Origin of the sequence: Trinickia sp. (assembly GCF_051953955.1) — a bacterium.
Lineage (GTDB): Bacteria > Pseudomonadota > Gammaproteobacteria > Burkholderiales > Burkholderiaceae > Trinickia.
The window spans coordinates 41,503-58,859 of sequence record NZ_JBQCIF010000095.1; the positions used below are offsets into that span (position 1 = coordinate 41,503).

A 17,357-nucleotide genomic window follows, 5' to 3' on the forward strand; every position below is an offset into this window, starting at 1 on the left:
TGAATCGGCGCTCGCCAAAGCCGTTTATTGGGTCGTTCTGCCTCGGGCCGATGCGGCGCGGTCACTGCAAAATCCGGATCGTACCGCTGCGCGACCCACTTTCACCCGCGCAATCGGACAGCACGACGATGCCCGGCGCGCAGCGCGAAAGACGAGTAGCCGGCGCCGGTGTGGCGCGTTCGCGCGCGTGCCGGGCCGGCATCGATTGGGGAGGTGGTACGCCCCCTGGCGCGATCGGAATCGGCGCCACTTCATGATGCCCGTCGTCCTGCGCATGCGAGACGACGCGCTCGACGTAGCCCGCCGCGAATCCCGTCGAAAAGTTGCCGCTGTAGTAGCACGAGAGCGCTTTGCGCAGTGCATATTGCTCGTCGGCTACGATATGGACCGCGCGCGCGAAGCATTCCGTCAAGATCGACCCGGCGACGCGCAAGTTCGCGCACGGATCGAAGATCGAGGTCGTGGTTTCGCCGAAGCGCGCGAGATTGCGGCGATTGACCTGCGCGAGCCCGAGGCTGAAGTCGTAGCCGAGCCGGGCGAGGTTTGCCGCGGTGGTTTCGGCCTCCTCGCGCGAGGTCGGCTGCCGCACGAGATGGGCGCCCACGACGCCGATCGCATAGGGGTTGTAGCCCGATTCCACGCTGACGAGCGCGGCGAGCGTGTGCGCGTCGACAGTCGGCGCGCAACGCATCGCAAGCGCCAGGAAATCGTCGGCGCGCGCGGCTTTCGAGCCGATGCCGAGCAGCAGTGCGACGAGAACGGCGGCGAGCGTTCGGCACATCGGCGTCTCCCGGTGCGTCAGCGATACGACAGCACGAGCCCGTGCACGAGCACGGACCAGCCATCGAGCATGACGAAGAGCAGCAGCTTGAACGGAATCGAGATCGTCGTCGGCGAGATCATCTGCATTCCGAGCGCGAGCAGAACGTTCGCGACGATGAGGTCGGTGACGACGAAGACGACGTAGATCACGAAGCCGATTTGGAACGCGCGTGTCAGCTCGGAGAGCATGAAGCTCGGCACGAGCACCATGAGATCGTCGGACTTGAGCGACTGCGCGCGCTCCGTGGGCCAAATGGCCGTCGCCGAGCGCATGAAGAAATTGCGCTCGCCCGGTACCGTGTGCTGCGAGAGGAATTTCTTCAGCGGCGGCGTAATCGATTGCCCGATCGCCATTACGTCGTCGATGCTCATCGAGCCGTCGATCGCGACGTGGCTCTGTTGCATCGTGTCGACGATCGCGCTGCCGACGGGGGCCATGATGTAGATCGTCAGGATCAGGGCGATGCCGTTCAGCACGATGTTCGGCGGCACTTGCTGCACGCCCAGCGCGGTGCGCAGCAAGCCGAGGACGACGACGAGCTTCGTGTAGCTCGTCACCATCAGCGCGGCGAACGGAATGGTGCCGAGCGCGACGATCAAAAACAGCATCGTGACCGGGCTCGGCATGTTACTCATCGCCGCTCTCCGAGAAGCGCGACACGCGCACGCCAAGCTTGTTGCCGACGGCGATCAGGTGCCCCTGCCCGACGAGCGTGCCGTTCGCGCGAATATGAACGGTGCTTTGATTGAGCGGCTGTTCGAGTTCGATGACGTAACCGCTCTTGAGCGCTTTCAGTTGAGCGAGCGGCATCGAGCGCTCGTCGAGCTCGAACGTGACGCGCACCTCGAGCGCGTCGATCCGGGTCAAGGCGCCGGGTTCTTCGGCGAATGCGGAACCGGCGTCACCGGCCTGCGCATCGCCCGGGATCGCATTCGATGCGTGAGTGGCAGGCGCGGCCGCAGCCGCGGGCGCGTCGGGCCGTGAGGATGACGTCACGGGATTCTCCTCGATTTGGTCGATGACGATGCGCGAGCCGACAGCGCGGGCCGACACGGTGACATGGCCCTCGTTCGTCGTCGCGGTGCAGCGCAGGGCTTGGCCGAGCGACTGCCAGCGTTCGATGCCGATGATGTCGCCGCGCGCGATCGAGTGCAGCTCGGCAATGCTGAGCATCGTCGACCCGAGCACGAAGCGCAGCGCGATCGGCAACTGGTCGAAATCGGTATCGGCGAGTGTTGGGGGCGGCGGCTCGGCGGGGCAGGCGAGGCCCAAAAAGCGTTCCTCGGTGAAGCGCAGCGCGCCGCAGCAGCGCCATTCGCTGTCGGGCCGGGTGACGCAAAAGCGCAATGCGTCGTGGTCGCGTATGAGCTCGTTTTTCGAAGGCGGCTCGGTGGGTGCGACGCCGAGCTCGATGCGTTGCCGCGTTCTTCGTTCAAGCACATCGATGAGCGGCGCGAGCGCATCGGCAATCAGTGCGCAGCGAATCTCTGCCGGCACGCTGTCCGTCGCGGCATCGCCGATCAACGCATGTTCGCCGATCGAATCGAGCACGAAGCAGCCCTCGGCCGGCCCGAAGCGAAACGCGTAGACGTGCCCCGGCGCACGCACTTCGGCATCGGCTTGCCATCGCAGTTCGTAGTGGCCCTGCGCGACGGCGAATGCGAACGGCGACGGCCATGCATAGGCGCGGTTCAACGCATGGGCAGCCAATGGGCTGATGCGCGGCAGCGCGGACGCAGTGCCTAGCGGCTGGGTCGCAACCGATGCGGGCGTGGGCGGGGCGGTGCGCGCAGTGCCCGCTTTGGGCGGCACGCTCGCCAAAGTGGCGGACATGGGAATCAGACGACGAGCAGCCGTCCCGCGAGATACGCGAGCTGCACGCGGTTCAGCACGCCATATTTCTTGCGGATCTGCCGCATGTGATAGTCGACGTTGCTGCGCGACATGTTCAACTGCTGCGCGATTTCGCGGTCGCTGAGGCCGCTGGCCGTGAAGTTCAGAATGCGGCGCTGCAGATCGGACAGCATCGGCGTTTGGGCCGTCGCTGCCATCTGCTCGGCGAGGAAAGCATGCACGCCCAGGCCGAGCGCGTAGGCTTGACCGACCACGCGGTCGTTGATCCAATCGCTCGTCGGATTCGCCGAACTGAAGATGATGACGCTGTGCTCGAGGCTCGCCGGATCGACGAGCCCGAACGCGATGCCGCTGCGCGTGCCGCAGCGCTCGACGTCTTCGAGAAAGCGCTGTGTGCGTTCGCTCGATTCGGCCATGTTGGCGTGCTCGGCCGCCAATACGTCCAAATCCCAGACGAGCGGCCAGTCATGGCGGCAAGCAAAGGCCATGCGCGCATCGACGTCGAAATAGCGCTGATCGACGTAGCGCTGCGCCCAGCCCGGCGGCGAGCATAGGTCGAAGTAGCGCGCGCGGTTCACCATCTCGCCGAGCCTCGTGAGGCGGCAATAGCAAAACCAGTCGAAGCCGATCGTGCGCAGCGCGATGCGCAACAACTGCTTGCGCTCATGCGCCGAGTGCGCCGTAGAGAGATCGGTTGCGATTTCGGAGACGCGGTCGCTGCCGTTCGCCTCGCCGTGGCGAGCGGCGTGCTTGCTGACGACGAGCGCGCAATCGGCCACTTCGATGAAGTCGATCGCGTGCCGCGCATCGCGCTCGCTGCTTCTTTTCGGCAGGCGCTTGCGCGCCTCGGGGTTCGCCATGCGGTCCTCCTTCTCGTGAGCAGCGGCCTGACTCGAATGCTCGAGCGCCGTTTCATGGTTTTCGACTATAGCCGCGTGCCCATATACGAAGGAACTGCACTGTTCAGTAGTGTTTTGCATTCGTGCGCTCGTCGACGCGCGATTTACTACGAATCTCACGATTGAGGCGCACCCCTCCCGGCTCTTACACTTTTCGTCGCGGATTCCCGTTTCCGCGCAGGCTTTTTTCAGCGAGGGATTTCATGTCCGTGGCGGCGCTCAGAAAGCAAATGAAGGATTGGTGGCCGAGTGCGGGCGGCGCCGATGATGCGCGGCGCCCGGTACGGCCCTATGATCTCGCGTTGGCCGGGTTCATGGCGATCGTCGTCGCGCTGTTCGTGCTGCCGCTGCCCACCGCGGCCATGGACGCGCTCATCTCGCTGAACCTCGCAATCAGCATCGTGCTGCTCACCGTGTCGACGTATCTGCCGTCGGCGCTGAGCTTTTCTTCGTTTCCCGCGATGCTTTTGTTCACGACGCTGCTGCGTCTGTCGCTGAATATCGCGTCGTGCAAACTAATCTTGCTGCACGCGAATGCGGGGCACATCATCGATGCATTCGGGCGGCTCGTCGTCGGCAACAACTTCGTCGTCGGCGGCGTCGTATTCCTCGTCATCGCGATCGTGCAGTTCATCGTCATCGCGAAAGGCTCCGAGCGCGTCGCCGAAGTCGGGGCACGGTTCTCGCTCGATGCGATGCCCGGCAAGCAGATGAGCATCGACGCCGATCTGCGCGCGGGCATCATCAGTTCCGAGGAAGCCAAGCATCGCCGCGAGCGGCTCGAGCAGGAATCGCAACTGCATGGGGCAATGGACGGCGCGATGAAGTTCGTCAAGGGCGATGCCATCGCCGGCACCGTCATCGCGTTCGTCAACATTCTGGCCGGCATCGCCGTCGGCACGATCATGAAAGACATGAGCGTGTCCGATGCGCTGCATCGCTACGCCATCCTGACCGTCGGCGACGGCATGTCGGCGCAAATTCCGTCGTTGCTCGTCTCGATCGCCGCCGGCGTCGTCACCACGCGCGTGGCGACGCGCGACGCCAACGACAGTCAGCTCGGCGAGCAGATCGGCAAGCAGGTCACCGCGCATCCGCGCGCGTTGTTGATCGCGTCCGCCGTGCTGCTGGCGTTCGCGTTCGTGCCGGGCTTTCCTGCCTGGTCGTTCGGGGGGCTCGCGCTCGCGACGGGCGGCGGCGGGGCACTGCTGCTGCGCCGTCGCAAGACGATGCCGCCGCTCACGCTCATCACGCTGGCCGAGCCGATCGCCGCCGGCGAGCACGAGGCGCAAGTCGGCCCCCATACGTCGGGCGTGACGTCGCCGCTCGCCGTCACGCTGGCGCGGACGCTTTCGCCGCACCTGAATCTCGTGCGCTTGCAAGAAGCGCTGGCGGTGGCGAAGTCGAACGTCGAAGCCGACATCGGGCCCATCTTTCCACGCGTGCACGTTGCGTTCGAAACGGCATTGCTCGAGGGGCGCTATCAAGTGTTCGTTCAGGACGTGCTGGCGTCGGAAGGGCAAGTGCAGCCCGAGCGGCTGCTGTGGGACGGCGTCACGCCGCTGGCCGATAGTGTCGAACGCGTGCCGGGGGAGCCGTTCGGCCCGTTCTTTCAGCCCGTCTGGCTGCCGCTCGATGCGAAGCCCGCTAAGCCTCGCGTTCAGCAAGCGCCGCCGCCGCGCGTCAAATCGGTTTTCTCAGCCGATGCGGCCGTGCCCGCGCCACTGGCCGGCCTGCGCACCGAGGAGGTGCTGGCGAGGCACGTCGAGAGCGAAGTGCGCAAGCATGCCGCGGCGCTGATCGGCATTCAGGAGGCGCAGCACCTGATCCGGCTCGTGCGGCGCGACTACGCCGAGCTCGTCGCCGAGCTGATGCGCTTGGTGCCGCTGCAGCGCATTACCGAGGTGCTGCGGCGCCTGCTGCTCGAAGACATCCCGATCCGCAATCTGCGCATCATCTTCGAAAGCATGATCACCTGGGCGCCGCGAGAGCCCGACGACACGATCGCGCTCGTCGAGCTCGTGCGCGTCGATCTGCGCCGCATGATCACCGATCGTCACGTGGGCAATGCGCGCAAGCTCGACGTCATCTTGTTCGAGCCGGTGTTGCAGGAGCGCTTCGAGCAAGCCGTGCTGCGCACGAAGCAGGGCAACGTGCTCGGGCTCGCGCACGAGGTCAAGGACGACGTGTGCCGGCAGGTGCGGGCGCTGTTCGACGGTCATCGAAGCGCGGCCAGCGGCGGCATGCCGCGCAAGCGTGCGACGTCGGTGCGCACGGCCGTGGTCGTTTCGCTGAACGTGCGCCGCTATGTGCGGACCACGCTGGCGGCCGTGCTGCCCGACTTGCCGGTGCTCTCCTATCAGGAACTCGAAGAGGATGTTCAGTTGAACACCATCGGCTGGGTGTCGAACCCGGCGATCGCATAGGGCAACGCCGCGCTAGCGCGTACGGCGAAGCAGGCACGGTAAGGCAGGGTAAGGCACGGCAGCAAGCATCGCAGCCTCAAGAGGAGCGCTCACTCGATGACTAACGAAACGATATTGGACATTACGCGTCAGGCGTTGTTGCTCGTGCTGATGCTGTCGCTGCCGGTCGTGCTCGTCGCGGCCGGCGTGGCGCTGTTCGTCGCCTTGGCCCAGGCCGTGACGCAACTGCAGGACCAAACGATTGGTTTGGCCGCCCGCATGATCGCGGTCATGGTCGCGATCATCGTGACGGGCGGTTGGATCGGGCGCTCGGTTCTGCTCTTCGGTCAGCAGTCTTTCGCGAGGTTGTTTTGAGCACGCAGATGCCTACTCCTCGGGCGCGCCGCGCCTATGCTGCCCGTTTGCGCAGCGTCTCGCTGTTCTCGCAGTTCGCGCTCGGCGCATTCGCGTTGTCGCTCGCCGGCATGCTAGGTGCGCCGCGCGTCGCGCATGCGGCCGAGCTGCAGTGGCGCGATCGTCCCTATACGATCGTGGCCGACGGCAAGAAGGTGTCCGATTTCCTGCGCGAGCTCGCCTCGGCGCAGGGCGTCACGGCCGTCATCGATTCGAAGATCGACGGCACCATCAGCGGGCATTTTTCGGGCTCGCCGTTGGCGACGCTGCGCAGCGTCTGTGCGACGTACGGCCTCACGTATTACTTCGACGGGTCGCTGCTCTACATCGATCGTGCCGAAGACGGGCAGACACAGGTGTTTCCGATTCCGAGGGGCAGTGCCGGTGAGCTTTCGCGCACGCTCGAGGCGATGCGCATTCCCGACAAGCGGTTCCCGCTCATCATCAGCGATCGGGAAAACACGATCTATGTGTCGGGCCCGCAGCGCTACGTCGAACTCGTTCGGCAGGCGATCTCGACGATTACCGACCCGAGCCGCGGGCTCGATCGGGCGGAGATTCGCGCCTTCCCGCTGCGCTATGCGTATGCCACCGATTTTCAGATCAATCGTTCGGGCAAGGAAGTGACGATTCCCGGGGTGGCGACGACGCTTGGCCGCCTGTTCGGCAAGAATGACCTCAACGGAGGCCTGCCCGGCTACGGCGCGCGGCTCGGGGGCACGAATCGGCAGGTCAAGCTCTCGTCCGGGGATACGATCAACGTGCCGCGGTTGACGCTCGGCGCGGCCGCCGCCACGCAAACGCCGAGCAGCGATGCAACGGATGCGCTGGGACGCAACGGGCAGCCGGTTTCGCTGCCGCAGATCGTCGCCGATGCGGGGACGAACGCGGTCATCGTGCGCGACGTGCCCGAGCATATGCCGCAATACGCGCAACTGATCTCCGCCCTCGATGCGCGGCCGCGGCTGATCGAGGTCGGGTTGACGATCATCGACATCGACGAAAGCGCGCTCGACTCGTTCGGCGTCGATTGGCGGCTGCATACGCCGAACGGAGACTTCCAATTCGGCGACGGCAGCAATCCGCCTTTGTCGTTCAGCACCAACACCGAAGCGGGCCAAACCGGTGCCTCGACGCCGCTCGGGATGGCGCTGACGGCGTCGATCGGCGGGGCCATGCGCAACTATCTGCTTTCGCGCATCAACTTGCTGCAGCAAAAGGGCAAGGCGCAGACCTTGTCGAAGCCGATGATTCTGACGCTCGACAACAACGAGGCGATCCTCGAGAACCTGACCGAGTTCTACGTGCAGGTGGCCGGTTATCAAGATTCGTCGCTCTATGGGATCACGACGGGCACGAGCGTGAAGGTCACGCCGCGCATCGTGAGCGACGGCGGCAAACCGGGCGTGATGATGTCGATCGACATCGACGACGGCGAACTGAGCAATACGCTGACGGTGACGCAAGTGCCGGCCGTGATCGAGCGCAACATCGTGACGAAGGCGATGATCGACGAGGGCAAGAGCTTGCTCATCGCCGGCTTCAACAACGACACGCGCACGACGAACAAGACGGGCATTCCGTGGATATCGGACATTCCGTGGATCGGCAATCTCTTCAAATACACGAAGAAGGACGGCTCGCGCACCGATCGGTTCTATCTGCTCACGCCGCGCGTCGTGCAGACCGCGAGCGCATTCGAGCCGAACGGCATTCCGCTCGGTGTCGAGCCGCCGCTGCCGGGGCAGCCGTTCAATTCGGACGAGGCGCTGCCGAACAAGGCGCCGGCGCCGTGGGTCGTGCCGCCGAGCGCGGTGCCGGCGACGCCGCCGTCGAGCGCGGCGCCGGCATCGACGCCGGGCATGTCGGCCGAGCCCCCCGCGCCGGACGATTCGAACAAGCGGGCGCCGAAGATCGTTTCGTCGGTCGCGCCGGCGCTCGCCACGGAGCATTGAATGAGCAGCGAAGCGATGTCCGCCCCGAAACAGGCCGCCGCGGTGTCTTCGATGAAGGCGCCGTGGAGCCTGTCGTTCTTGAGCGGCCCGCTCATGGGCCGCACGCTGGCGCTCAAGCTTGGCGAGAACTGGGTGGGCTCGGCCGCGCAGTGCGACGTGATCGTGTCCGATCGCGACGTCGCTGCCCGGCAATTGCGATTGTCGGTCGGGCAGATCGCCGTCTCCATTCAAAACGTCGGTGGCGGCGAGGCGACGTTGAACGGCGCGGCGCTCGACTCGACTCGGCGCGCGCTGCGGCACGGCGACGTCGTGGAAATCGGCACGCTCAAGCTCGGCATCGTGCCCGCGGCGCAACCGCGGGCCGCCGTCGCATCCGATGCATCCCCCGCGGGCGGCAATCGGCTCGCGCGATGGGCCGCGGCACCGTGGGCTGCTTGGATGGCGAGCCGCCGCTTCGTGGTCGGGCTCGGCGTGTTGTGGGGCGTGCTCGCATTGGCGGGCGGCGCTTACCTGGCCATCGGTGCGACCGATCCGTTCTGGTTCCAGGCGAGCGCGACGGAGCGCATGCAGGAGGTACGGCAGGCGCTGCACGATTATCCGGAGGTGAGCGTGAAGCCGACGAGCACCGGCTTCGTCGTATCGGGCTACGTCAATGCATTGTCGGATCGCGACCGCGTGCAGCGCATCGCTCAAACGTTTCCGCAAACGACGGTAGGCGACGTCTATGTGATCGACGAACTGCTCGGATCGGCGCGGCTTTACTTCAGCGATACGCCGTTGACGGTGACGTATGGCGGCCACGGAACGCTGCTGATCGGCGGTTCGGGCGGCCGTTCGCTGCAGCAGCGCGTGGCGAACTTCGCGAAGGATGCGCGCCCGGCGCTGCAGGTGATCGACCGCGTGGCCTACGCGGGCGCGCCGCCGGCGGCGCCGAAGAAAGCGCCGCCGATCGCGGGCGAGGTACCCGACATCGTGGGTGTCTACGACGACGGGCTCGGCACGCGCTTCATCGAGACCTCGGACGGGGCGCGCTACTTCGAAGGATCGCGTTTGCCCGGCGGACTCGAGGTGCGGCAGATCGGCAATGACCGCGTGATTTTCGCGCGCGGGCCGGATCGGTTTTTCATGGATGTGAGCGCGTCGGCCGTGCACGATTTCGTCGCGGCGCCGCCGGGCTAGCGCTTGCGAAGTAGAGCCAAGGGCAGGCAGCGCGAGCGTAGAAGGGTTCATGCGAGGCGAGTGCGCTTCGCTTGGGCAAGAAGCGCGGCAACGCGCGGTTGTTGAGGGCTCCCGGGGCTCGGGAGCAGTGACATTTCACCGGAAAGGAGAGTGGAAATGGCCGGATCAGTCAGCATCAATTCGGGCGACATGCAAAAGGAAATGGAGCAGTTTCAACTCCAGGAAGAGCAGTTCCAAGTCGAATCGATGAAGGTCAGCAACACGCAGGATATGTGCAAGACCGTGATGTCGTCGCGTCAAGGCGAAAGCAGCACGATCGACACGGCCTGCCAAAATCTGCAGCGCGGCGCGCACGTCTCTTGACGTAGCGCAGCGGCACCCGCGCAGCTGGTTGGGCGCCGCGCGAGCGGCGCCCGCTACCCGAGTTCTCGGCGTACTACGCCGATCATCAGAGAGGTTTCCCATGACCGTCCCAGCCGTCCCAGCCGTTCCGGCCGCCGCGCTGTCGGAGGTGAAAGGACCGAATGGCGCGAGCGCGGCCCAGACTGCGGCCCATGCGATGCCGGCCGCCCCCGAACGGGAGGCGGATTCGTCGCAGGCCAGCGCGTTCGACGCCCACATGCGCTCCGACGCGGCCGAGCCCACGGCTGGCGCCGTTCATATGCATCGCGCACAGGAGACGGGCGGCCTCGATGCGATGGTGACGCGCGTGCGCAAGGAAACCGCGGCACTCGATTCGCGCTACGAAGCGGCGATGTCGCAGATGGAACACCCGGCCGCGCTGATCGACCCGAGCGATCCGATGATGACGATGGTTCGGCTGACCGATTTCACGCTGACTACATCGGTGACGATGCAGCAGTATCAATTCAGCATGGCCATGGCCGACGCATCGAACGGCGTCACGCATTCGCTTTTGAAGAACAACGCCGAGTGAACGACGCCGCCTAGCGCGGCGCGCATAGGGAATCATCATGAAAACGCTGCTGCGCGCATGCGTTGCGCTCGCGTGCGCCCTGCTGCTGGCCGGTTGCCAGCAAGAGTTGTACATGGACCTGACGGAATCGTCGGCCAACGAGATGATCGAGGCGCTGGCGAACGCCGGCATCGGCGCATCGAAATCGCAAGTGCCCGACCACGGCTGGGAATTGCTCGTGGACGGCTCGTCCGTGCCGGCCGCGTTGAATGCGCTGAAGGCCGTCGGTCTGCCGCGCCAGCCGACCGAAAATCTGGGCGAACTCTTTCGCAAGCAGGGCCTCGTTTCCACGCCCGCGGAGGAGCGCATCCGCTATATCTACGGCGCCGAGCAGGAGCTCGATCGGACGCTGCTCGACGTGAACGGCGTCATCGTCGCGCACGTGCACGTCGTGATTCCCGAGAACGATCCGCTGTCGGACAAGATCAAGCCTTCTTCGGCATCGGTCTACATCAAGTATCGGCCCGGCATCGATTTGAAGATGATGGCGCCGATGGTCAAGGATCTCGTGGCGCACAGCATCGAAGGGCTGTCCTACGACAACGTCTCCCTGTTCCTGCAGGCTGCGCCGCCGAAGGAGGTCGAGCAGCACGAAGGCGTCCAAGGCGGTCCGCTCGCGCGCGCGCTATCGCTCGTTGCCCTCGCACTCGTGCTTTCGACGATCGCGGCGCTAGGCGTGTTCTTGCTCAGACGCGGTCAATTCAAGCTGACGGCCCGCGGGGCGGGTGCGGCGAACGTGGCGCAAGAGCAGACCCATGCGGGTTGACGACGACGAATGGCAAGACGAAGTCGATGACGACGCGCACGATCGGTGGCGCGCGAAGGCCAATCGTGGCCGCTTCGCACGGCTCGTTGCCGAGTTCAACTTGTACCCGGACCGGTATGTCGACCCGAGCTGGCCGCTCGGTATTTGGCCCGCGCCTTGGAACGAGATCGAGCGCTTCGGCGAGCGCGGACGGCGCGTGCTCGCGCGGGCGTTGTTCGAGACGGTCGGCTTGCAGCGGAACGAATCGGGCGACGTGCCGGCCGACTACGATTTCGGCTCGCGCGACAAGCGACTTGCGCTGTTGCCGCGCGATGCGTTCGAGCAGTTGGCGAGCTTGTGCGGATTGTGTCTGCACAAGTCGTGGCTGGAGAGCGGTGAAGTGACGCGTGGCGTCGAAAAGGCGCTGCAACTCGGTTTCGGGCCGGAAACGATGGCGTTCGCGCGCAATGAGACCCCGCCGTTCGACGCGGTCAGCGAAACGCTCGAGCCGATGCGGCGCCATCCGAAGCTCGTCGTGCAAAAGATCGGCGCACGTGGGGCGCGCTTGCTGCTCGATTTCATTGCGCCGGCGGGCTTGCCCGTCTATGCGCGAACGCGGCTGAAGCTGCCGCGCCTTGCCGACGTGCAGCCGGCCTACCGTCTCGGCGACGCGCAGCGCGCGGAACTCGCCGAGCTGCTGTTTCTTTGCCTCATTCCCGAGAGACTGCGAGCATGGGACTGGCTTTTCTGATCACGAGCGAAAACTTGCAGATGCTGTCGGAGCGTCGCGTGCTGAAGGAGCATGAATACGCTGCGCTGCTCGACGCGAATTCGATCGTCCTCACCGCGAAGAAAGAGGCCGAGCGCATCGTAGCCGACGCACAGCGGCGCAAGGACGAAATGCTGCGCCAAGGGTACGACGAAGGGTTCGCGCGCGGCGAGCGCGAGGGCACCGAGCGCGCCGCGGCGGCGGCGCTCGACACGGCTCATGCGTTGGCATTGTCGCGCGAGAAGATGGCCGACATGGTGGTGCGCGGCTTGCGTGCGCTCGTCGGCGAGTTCGAGAGAGAGCGCATCTTCGAGGTTGCGCTCAGTCGCATCGACGCATTCGTGCGTGACGAGGCGTTCCTCGTCGTGCGCGTCGCGCCCGATTCCGTCGAGGCAATGAAGCTGGCCGTGGCCCATCACCGCGAGGCGATGGCCGGCGAGGCGCACGCGGCCGACGCTGCCGTGCGCGCGCAGGCCGTGCGCGTCGTCGCGGACACCTCGCTTTGCAGCGGCGATTGCATCGTCGAAACGCCGGCCGGCAGTATCGATGCGCGGCTGTCCACGCAGATCGATGCGATCCGCTCGGCCATCGAAGCGCGGAGGGGGCTATGAACGAATCGAAACCGAGTTGGCGCGACACGTTGTTTGCCGAGTTGCAGGGCGATGCGGACGAAGACGGGTTCGCGCAGGCGCTCGAAAGCGTCAATCCGCTGCGCATGCGGGGGCGCGTGACGCAGACGGCAGGGCTGTTGATTCACGCATCGGGCATTCACGCGCGCCTCGGCGAAGTGTGCGAGTTGCACACGCCGGGGCTCGAGCCGATGTACGCGGAGGTCGTCGGATTTTCGCGGCAGACGGCGGTGCTCACGCCGCTCGGCTCGCTCGCCGGCCTATCGAGCGCCACCGAAGTGCTGCCGACGGGGCATGCGCACACGTTCGAAGTCGGCGATGCGCTGCTCGGACGCGTGTTGAACGGCCTCGGCCAGCCGCTCGATGGGCGCGGCCCGATTGCGAGAGGCACCCGCGTGAGCGCCTTTGCCGAGCCGGTCGGTGCGCTCGAGCGCACGCTCATCGACGAGCCGCTACCGACGGGCGTGCGCGCGATCGACGCTTTTTTGACGACGGGGATCGGGCAGCGCGTCGGCATTTTCGCGCCGGCCGGCGTCGGCAAAAGCACGCTGCTCGGCATGATCGCGCGCGGTGCCGGCTGCGACGTCGCGGTGGTGGGCCTCATCGGCGAGCGCGGGCGCGAGGTGCGCGAGTTCATCGAGCACAACTTGTCACCCGAGGCGCTAGCACGCACCGTGCTCGTCGTATCGACGTCGGACCGCCCGGCGATGGAGCGCGTGAAGTCGGCCTACGTGGCCACGGCCGTTGCCGAATACTTTCGCGACAAGGGCTTGCGCGTTCTGCTGCTCGTCGATTCGCTGACTCGCTTCGCGCGCGCGCAGCGCGAAGTCGGATTGGCGTCGGGCGAGCCGCCGACGCGGCGCAGCTTCCCGCCGTCGACGTTCTCCGTGCTGCCGCAGCTGCTCGAACGCGCGGGGCAGGGTGCGCGCGGATCGATCACGGCGTTCTATACGGTGCTCGTCGAGGGCGACGACGAAAGCGATCCGATCGCCGAAGAAGTGCGTTCGATTCTCGACGGACACATCGTCTTGTCGCGCAAGCTTGCTCAAGCCGGACATCACCCCGCCATCGACGTGCTGGCGAGTGCCTCGCGCGTGATGACGCGCGTGGTCGACGAAGCTCACGTGCGCCGTGCGGCGCGGGCGCGCGAGCTGCTGGCCAAATATCAAGAGATCGAGCTGCTCGTGCAGATCGGCGAATATCGTGCGGGCAGCGACTTACTAGCCGATGCGGCGTTGGCCGCACGCACTGCGCTGCGCGAATTCGCCTGCCAATCGCCGGCGCGGCTGGAAGCGTACGACGACACGCTGGCGAAGCTCGTCGCTTTCGAGGAAGCCTATGGACACGATCATCGCGAAGCTCACGCGCGTGCGTGAGATGCGGCGCGACGTCATCCTGGCGCAGGTGAGGCGCCAGGAGGCCGTGCTGGACGCCGCGCGCGATGCGTTGCGTCAGGCCGAAGCGCAAGTGACGCGCTTGCTCGAAGCGAAGGCGGAGGCGGGGCGCTCGCTTGCCTCGCGGATGTCGGCGGGGCCGAGTTCGGCTCGCGAGCTCGTTTCGGCCGGCATCGATTGGCAACTGTTCGACGATCGTATCGCGCAGGCACGTGAGCGGACGGAGCCGCCACGAGCACGCGTGCGCGAAGAGACGGATCGCTTGGAGGCATTGCGCGAGACGTTGCGGCGCGCCGATGCCAAGCGCGACCAGGCGGAGCGCACGGGCGAGCGGCTCGAGCGTGCCGCGGCCCGGCGGGCAGAGGCGGCCGACGAAATCCGCGCCGAAGAAGCGGCGCTGCGCACGGCGATCGCGCCGCTCGATCCGCGCGAGGCGTGACCGTGGTGTCGAGCGAGGTTTTCGATGCGGCGATTCGCACGGTGCGCCCGGCAGTCATCGTGCTGCCTCGCGTGCTGCCGATCATGATGATCGTGCCGGCATTCAGCTCGACGTTGCTGACGGGACTCGTCCGCAACGGATTCATGGCCGTCGTCATATTGTTCATCGGCCCGGCGATGGATCTGAATGCGCTGCAAGGCTTGGCACCGCTCATGTGGGTCGGCCTCGTGGCAAAGGAGGCGCTGATCGGCATCTTGCTCGGATATACCTTCGGCGCGGTGATGTGGGCGATCGCGACGGCCGGCGCCTTGATCGACTTTCAAACGGGCGCGAGCAATCAATCGTTTTTCGATCCCATCGCCCAATACGAAACCGGCCCGTGTGCGGGCTTCCTGAATTTGCTGGCCATCACGCTGTTCGTGACGAGCGGCGGGCTGAATCTGTTGCTCTCGGCGCTCTTTGCCTCGTACCGGCTATGGCCGGTCGCATCGTTTGCCCCGAAATTCGGCGTGGCATTGCTGCCTTTCATCGCGCGCGGTGCGACGAGCATCATGATGTGGACCGTCAAGCTCGCGGCGCCCGTCGTGATCGTGCTCGTGCTCGTCGAACTCGGCTTCGGGCTCGTGAGCCGCGCGATGCCGCAATTGAACGTGTTCCTGATGTCGCAGGCCGTGAAGAGCGCCGTGGCCGTGCTGATGATGGCGCTGTTCTTGCCGTTCGTATACGCATCGCTGCATGCGTATCTGGGTCCCGACAATACGTTGCTCGAATTGTTGAAGTCGATGCTGTAGGGAGCGAAAACCACCGTTGCCGAAATGAGCGAAAAAGATCAAGCCCCTACCGATAAACGGTTGCGCGACGCGCGCAAGCAAGGTGAGGTCGTGTTCAGCACGGAGGTGAGCACCGCGCTCGTCTTTATCGTCGTGCTGGCGGCGCTCGGCTCGCAGGGGCCGCGCGTCGTCGATACGCTGCGGGGATTGTTCGATGCGATTTTCGCCGCGGTGTCGTCGCGCGATCCCGCTCAGTCTATCTCGGTGGTGCTGACGCTTGCCGTTCATGGATGGCTGACGCTCGGCATCGGCATCGTGGCGCTGGCCGGCATCGCCGGCATTGCCGTTTCGCTAGCGCAAGCGGGCGGACTCGTCGCGTTCTCGCGCATCACGCCGAGTTTTTCTCGGCTCAATCCGGCCGCGGGCTTGCAGCGCATGTTCTCGATGAGAAGCGTCGTCGTGCTGCTCAAGACGGGCGTGAAGACGCTCATTTTGTGCGTGACGCTGTGGGTGCAGTTGCGTGGTTCGCTCGACGCGCCGCTGCAGGCGGGATATCTGCGGCCCGATGCGATCCTAGCCGTCACCGGGAAATTGCTGTTGACGCTGGCAGGCTGGGCCGCGTTGATCTTCATCGCCTTTGCCGCGCTCGATTACGCGTACCAGCAGTACGAGTTCACCAAGCGGCACCGGATGTCGCTCGAGGAAGTGCGCCGCGAATACCGCGAAATGGAGGGCGATCCGCATTTGAATTCGCGTCGCCGTCACATGGCGCGCGAGATGGTCTTCAACCCGCTGCAAGATCGCGTGAAGATGGCCTCCGCCGTGGTGCATTCGGCCAACGTGGCCGTGGCGCTGTGCTATGCCGGCAAAGGCAAGCTGCCGTGGGTCGCCGCGCGGGGTGAGGGTGAAACCGCGCGGCGCATTCTCGAATGGGCGGGAGAGTTTCTCGTGCCGACGACGGCGAACGGGCCGCTTGCCGATGCGCTCTATGAAAGCGCGCGCGAATATCAGTACATCGACAGCGCGTTGTATCGCCGCGTGGCCGAAGTCTTGCGCTGGGCCGGCGGGGACGAGGCGCCGGCTTGATGTCATCGTGTGCTGGCACGCTGCATCGAGCGTCCGGCACGGCGGAGGCGATGGTGTTCGCTCGCCCCAGCGCCTGCGCTTGCGGCGGGTCAGACAGCTTGCAGCTTGCCCGCGAGATAGGCGAGCTGGCTGCGATTGCGCGCGCCGAACTTTTCGCGCAACTGACGCAGGTGGTAGTCGACGTTGTGCACGGTCGTGCCGAGCCGTGCGGCGATCGCTTTGTCCGACATGCCGACGACGACGGCGCCCAGGATGCGCTGCTGCAATTGCGACAGACCGTTCGCGGCGTCCTGGCGGCAAACGGCTTGGACGTAGGCGGCGCAGCGCTGATGCAGCGAGAGCCCGAGCCCAAGCGCTTGGGCAATCACACTGTCGGTGATCCATTCGCAGTGCTCGGGTGGCCCGGCGAACAGAATGAGCGCGCGCAGCGGCGTCCGGGCGATCGGCAGGCTGAACGCGAGCCCGCTCGCGAGCCCGTTCTCGCGCAGCCCGTCGAAAAAGCGCCGCATCGGCGGATCGATTCCTTCCTTGCGCGAGGCGTTCACGAGCGAGCGCATGTCCCATACGTGCGGCCGGCTCGATTCGAAGGCGCGCCGCATGTGCGGGTCGCGCAGCAGATAGCCGCCCTGAAGCGATTGCGGCAGCAAGTCCGTCGAGAGGTAATCGCGCAGCAGATAGGCGTACTCGGGCTGCTTTTGCGCGTCGAGCTTCAGCGCGGCATAGCCGAGGCCTGAAAAGCCGATGATGTTCAGGATGCCGCGGATCATGCGGATGCGTTCGTCCGCCGTGCGTGCCGCACCGAGTTCGGCGGCGAGAAACGTGGCGTCGCCGGTTTCTTCGGCGCGCACGAGCGGGGCCACGTCCATTTCGTCGATATAGCGGATCTCGCAGGGCGCACGCGGCCCTCGCCGGGACGCCGGCTGGGAAGGCGGCATGCTTGCGCGTTGCAGATCGTCGCGTTCTTCGACCACGTCGAGGGTTGACATGGGGGAGTCCTATCTGTCTTTGTTTTGTGGAACA

The 17,357-nt window shown here is 65.7% G+C and carries 18 protein-coding genes; 13 read left to right on the plus strand and 5 right to left on the minus strand.

All coding sequences use genetic code 11. The features are described 5' to 3' along the window. Positions 1-61: 61 nt before the first annotated feature. Genes ACTHNZ_RS18595 through ACTHNZ_RS18610 form a run of 4 tightly spaced genes read right to left on the minus strand, consistent with a single transcriptional unit; the run spans position 62 to position 3,537 of the window. Positions 62-781 carry a lytic transglycosylase domain-containing protein gene (locus ACTHNZ_RS18595; protein WP_440544021.1) on the minus strand — a complete coding sequence of 240 codons (720 nt, stop codon included), beginning with the start codon at positions 779-781 and terminating at the stop codon, positions 62-64. Between the two features lie 17 nt (positions 782-798). Next, positions 799-1,458 carry a type III secretion system export apparatus subunit SctR gene (sctR, locus tag ACTHNZ_RS18600; RefSeq protein WP_440544022.1) on the minus strand — a complete coding sequence of 220 codons (660 nt, stop codon included), beginning with the start codon at positions 1,456-1,458 and terminating at the stop codon, positions 799-801. Then, positions 1,451-2,656 (minus strand): type III secretion system cytoplasmic ring protein SctQ, encoded by a 1,206-nt coding sequence (gene sctQ / locus ACTHNZ_RS18605; RefSeq protein ID WP_440544024.1) that lies wholly within the window; start codon positions 2,654-2,656, stop codon positions 1,451-1,453. The genes sctR and sctQ overlap by 8 nt, the downstream gene beginning before the upstream one ends. A gap of 5 nt (positions 2,657-2,661) precedes the next feature. Next, positions 2,662-3,537: an autoinducer binding domain-containing protein gene (locus ACTHNZ_RS18610; protein WP_440544025.1), complete on the minus strand. Its 876-nt coding sequence runs from the start codon at positions 3,535-3,537 to the stop codon at positions 2,662-2,664. A 248-nt stretch (positions 3,538-3,785) separates the two neighbouring features. Here ACTHNZ_RS18610 and ACTHNZ_RS18615 point away from each other — a divergent pair, with 248 nt between their 5' ends. From ACTHNZ_RS18615 to ACTHNZ_RS18675, 13 genes are all read left to right on the plus strand, one after another. After that, positions 3,786-6,002, plus strand: coding sequence for an FHIPEP family type III secretion protein (locus ACTHNZ_RS18615; RefSeq protein ID WP_440544042.1), 2,217 nt, complete (start codon positions 3,786-3,788; stop codon positions 6,000-6,002). 96 nt (positions 6,003-6,098) lie between these two features. Continuing rightward, positions 6,099-6,356 (plus strand): type III secretion system export apparatus subunit SctS, encoded by a 258-nt coding sequence (sctS, locus tag ACTHNZ_RS18620; RefSeq protein WP_440544026.1) that lies wholly within the window; start codon positions 6,099-6,101, stop codon positions 6,354-6,356. 8 nt (positions 6,357-6,364) lie between these two features. After that, positions 6,365-8,350 carry a type III secretion system outer membrane ring subunit SctC gene (sctC, locus tag ACTHNZ_RS18625; protein WP_440544027.1) on the plus strand — a complete coding sequence of 662 codons (1,986 nt, stop codon included), beginning with the start codon at positions 6,365-6,367 and terminating at the stop codon, positions 8,348-8,350. Further along, positions 8,351-9,529 carry an FHA domain-containing protein gene (locus tag ACTHNZ_RS18630; protein ID WP_440544028.1) on the plus strand — a complete coding sequence of 393 codons (1,179 nt, stop codon included), beginning with the start codon at positions 8,351-8,353 and terminating at the stop codon, positions 9,527-9,529. It begins immediately after the preceding gene. Positions 9,530-9,685: 156 nt separating this feature from the next. Next, entirely contained in the window at positions 9,686-9,892 is a 207-nt protein-coding gene (locus tag ACTHNZ_RS18635; protein ID WP_440544029.1) for a hypothetical protein, read from the plus strand. Between the two features lie 100 nt (positions 9,893-9,992). Continuing rightward, positions 9,993-10,466, plus strand: coding sequence for a hypothetical protein (locus ACTHNZ_RS18640; RefSeq protein ID WP_440544030.1), 474 nt, complete (start codon positions 9,993-9,995; stop codon positions 10,464-10,466). 37 nt (positions 10,467-10,503) lie between these two features. Beyond that, positions 10,504-11,271 (plus strand): type III secretion system inner membrane ring lipoprotein SctJ, encoded by a 768-nt coding sequence (sctJ, locus tag ACTHNZ_RS18645; protein WP_440544031.1) that lies wholly within the window; start codon positions 10,504-10,506, stop codon positions 11,269-11,271. Continuing rightward, positions 11,261-12,001, plus strand: a complete 741-nt coding sequence (locus ACTHNZ_RS18650; RefSeq protein ID WP_440544032.1) for a SctK family type III secretion system sorting platform protein — start codon at positions 11,261-11,263, stop codon at positions 11,999-12,001. The genes sctJ and ACTHNZ_RS18650 overlap by 11 nt, the downstream gene beginning before the upstream one ends. Beyond that, positions 11,983-12,630 (plus strand): type III secretion system stator protein SctL, encoded by a 648-nt coding sequence (gene sctL / locus ACTHNZ_RS18655; RefSeq protein ID WP_440544033.1) that lies wholly within the window; start codon positions 11,983-11,985, stop codon positions 12,628-12,630. The genes ACTHNZ_RS18650 and sctL overlap by 19 nt, the downstream gene beginning before the upstream one ends. After that, a complete protein-coding gene (locus ACTHNZ_RS18660) occupies positions 12,627-14,024 on the plus strand; it encodes a FliI/YscN family ATPase (RefSeq protein WP_440544034.1) in 1,398 nt (465 codons plus the stop codon). The genes sctL and ACTHNZ_RS18660 overlap by 4 nt, the downstream gene beginning before the upstream one ends. Continuing rightward, positions 13,987-14,481 (plus strand): hypothetical protein, encoded by a 495-nt coding sequence (locus tag ACTHNZ_RS18665; protein ID WP_440544035.1) that lies wholly within the window; start codon positions 13,987-13,989, stop codon positions 14,479-14,481. Before ACTHNZ_RS18660 ends, ACTHNZ_RS18665 begins: the two co-directional genes overlap by 38 nt. A 5-nt stretch (positions 14,482-14,486) precedes the next feature. Further along, on the plus strand, positions 14,487-15,272 hold the full coding sequence (gene sctT, locus ACTHNZ_RS18670; protein ID WP_440544036.1) for a type III secretion system export apparatus subunit SctT: 786 nt from the start codon (positions 14,487-14,489) through the stop codon (positions 15,270-15,272). Positions 15,273-15,296: 24 nt separating this feature from the next. Continuing rightward, positions 15,297-16,337 carry an EscU/YscU/HrcU family type III secretion system export apparatus switch protein gene (locus tag ACTHNZ_RS18675; RefSeq protein WP_440544037.1) on the plus strand — a complete coding sequence of 347 codons (1,041 nt, stop codon included), beginning with the start codon at positions 15,297-15,299 and terminating at the stop codon, positions 16,335-16,337. An 89-nt stretch (positions 16,338-16,426) separates the two neighbouring features. Here ACTHNZ_RS18675 and ACTHNZ_RS18680 read toward each other — a convergent pair whose 3' ends face one another. After that, positions 16,427-17,323, minus strand: a complete 897-nt coding sequence (locus ACTHNZ_RS18680; protein ID WP_440544038.1) for an autoinducer binding domain-containing protein — start codon at positions 17,321-17,323, stop codon at positions 16,427-16,429. Positions 17,324-17,357: the final 34 nt, after the last annotated feature.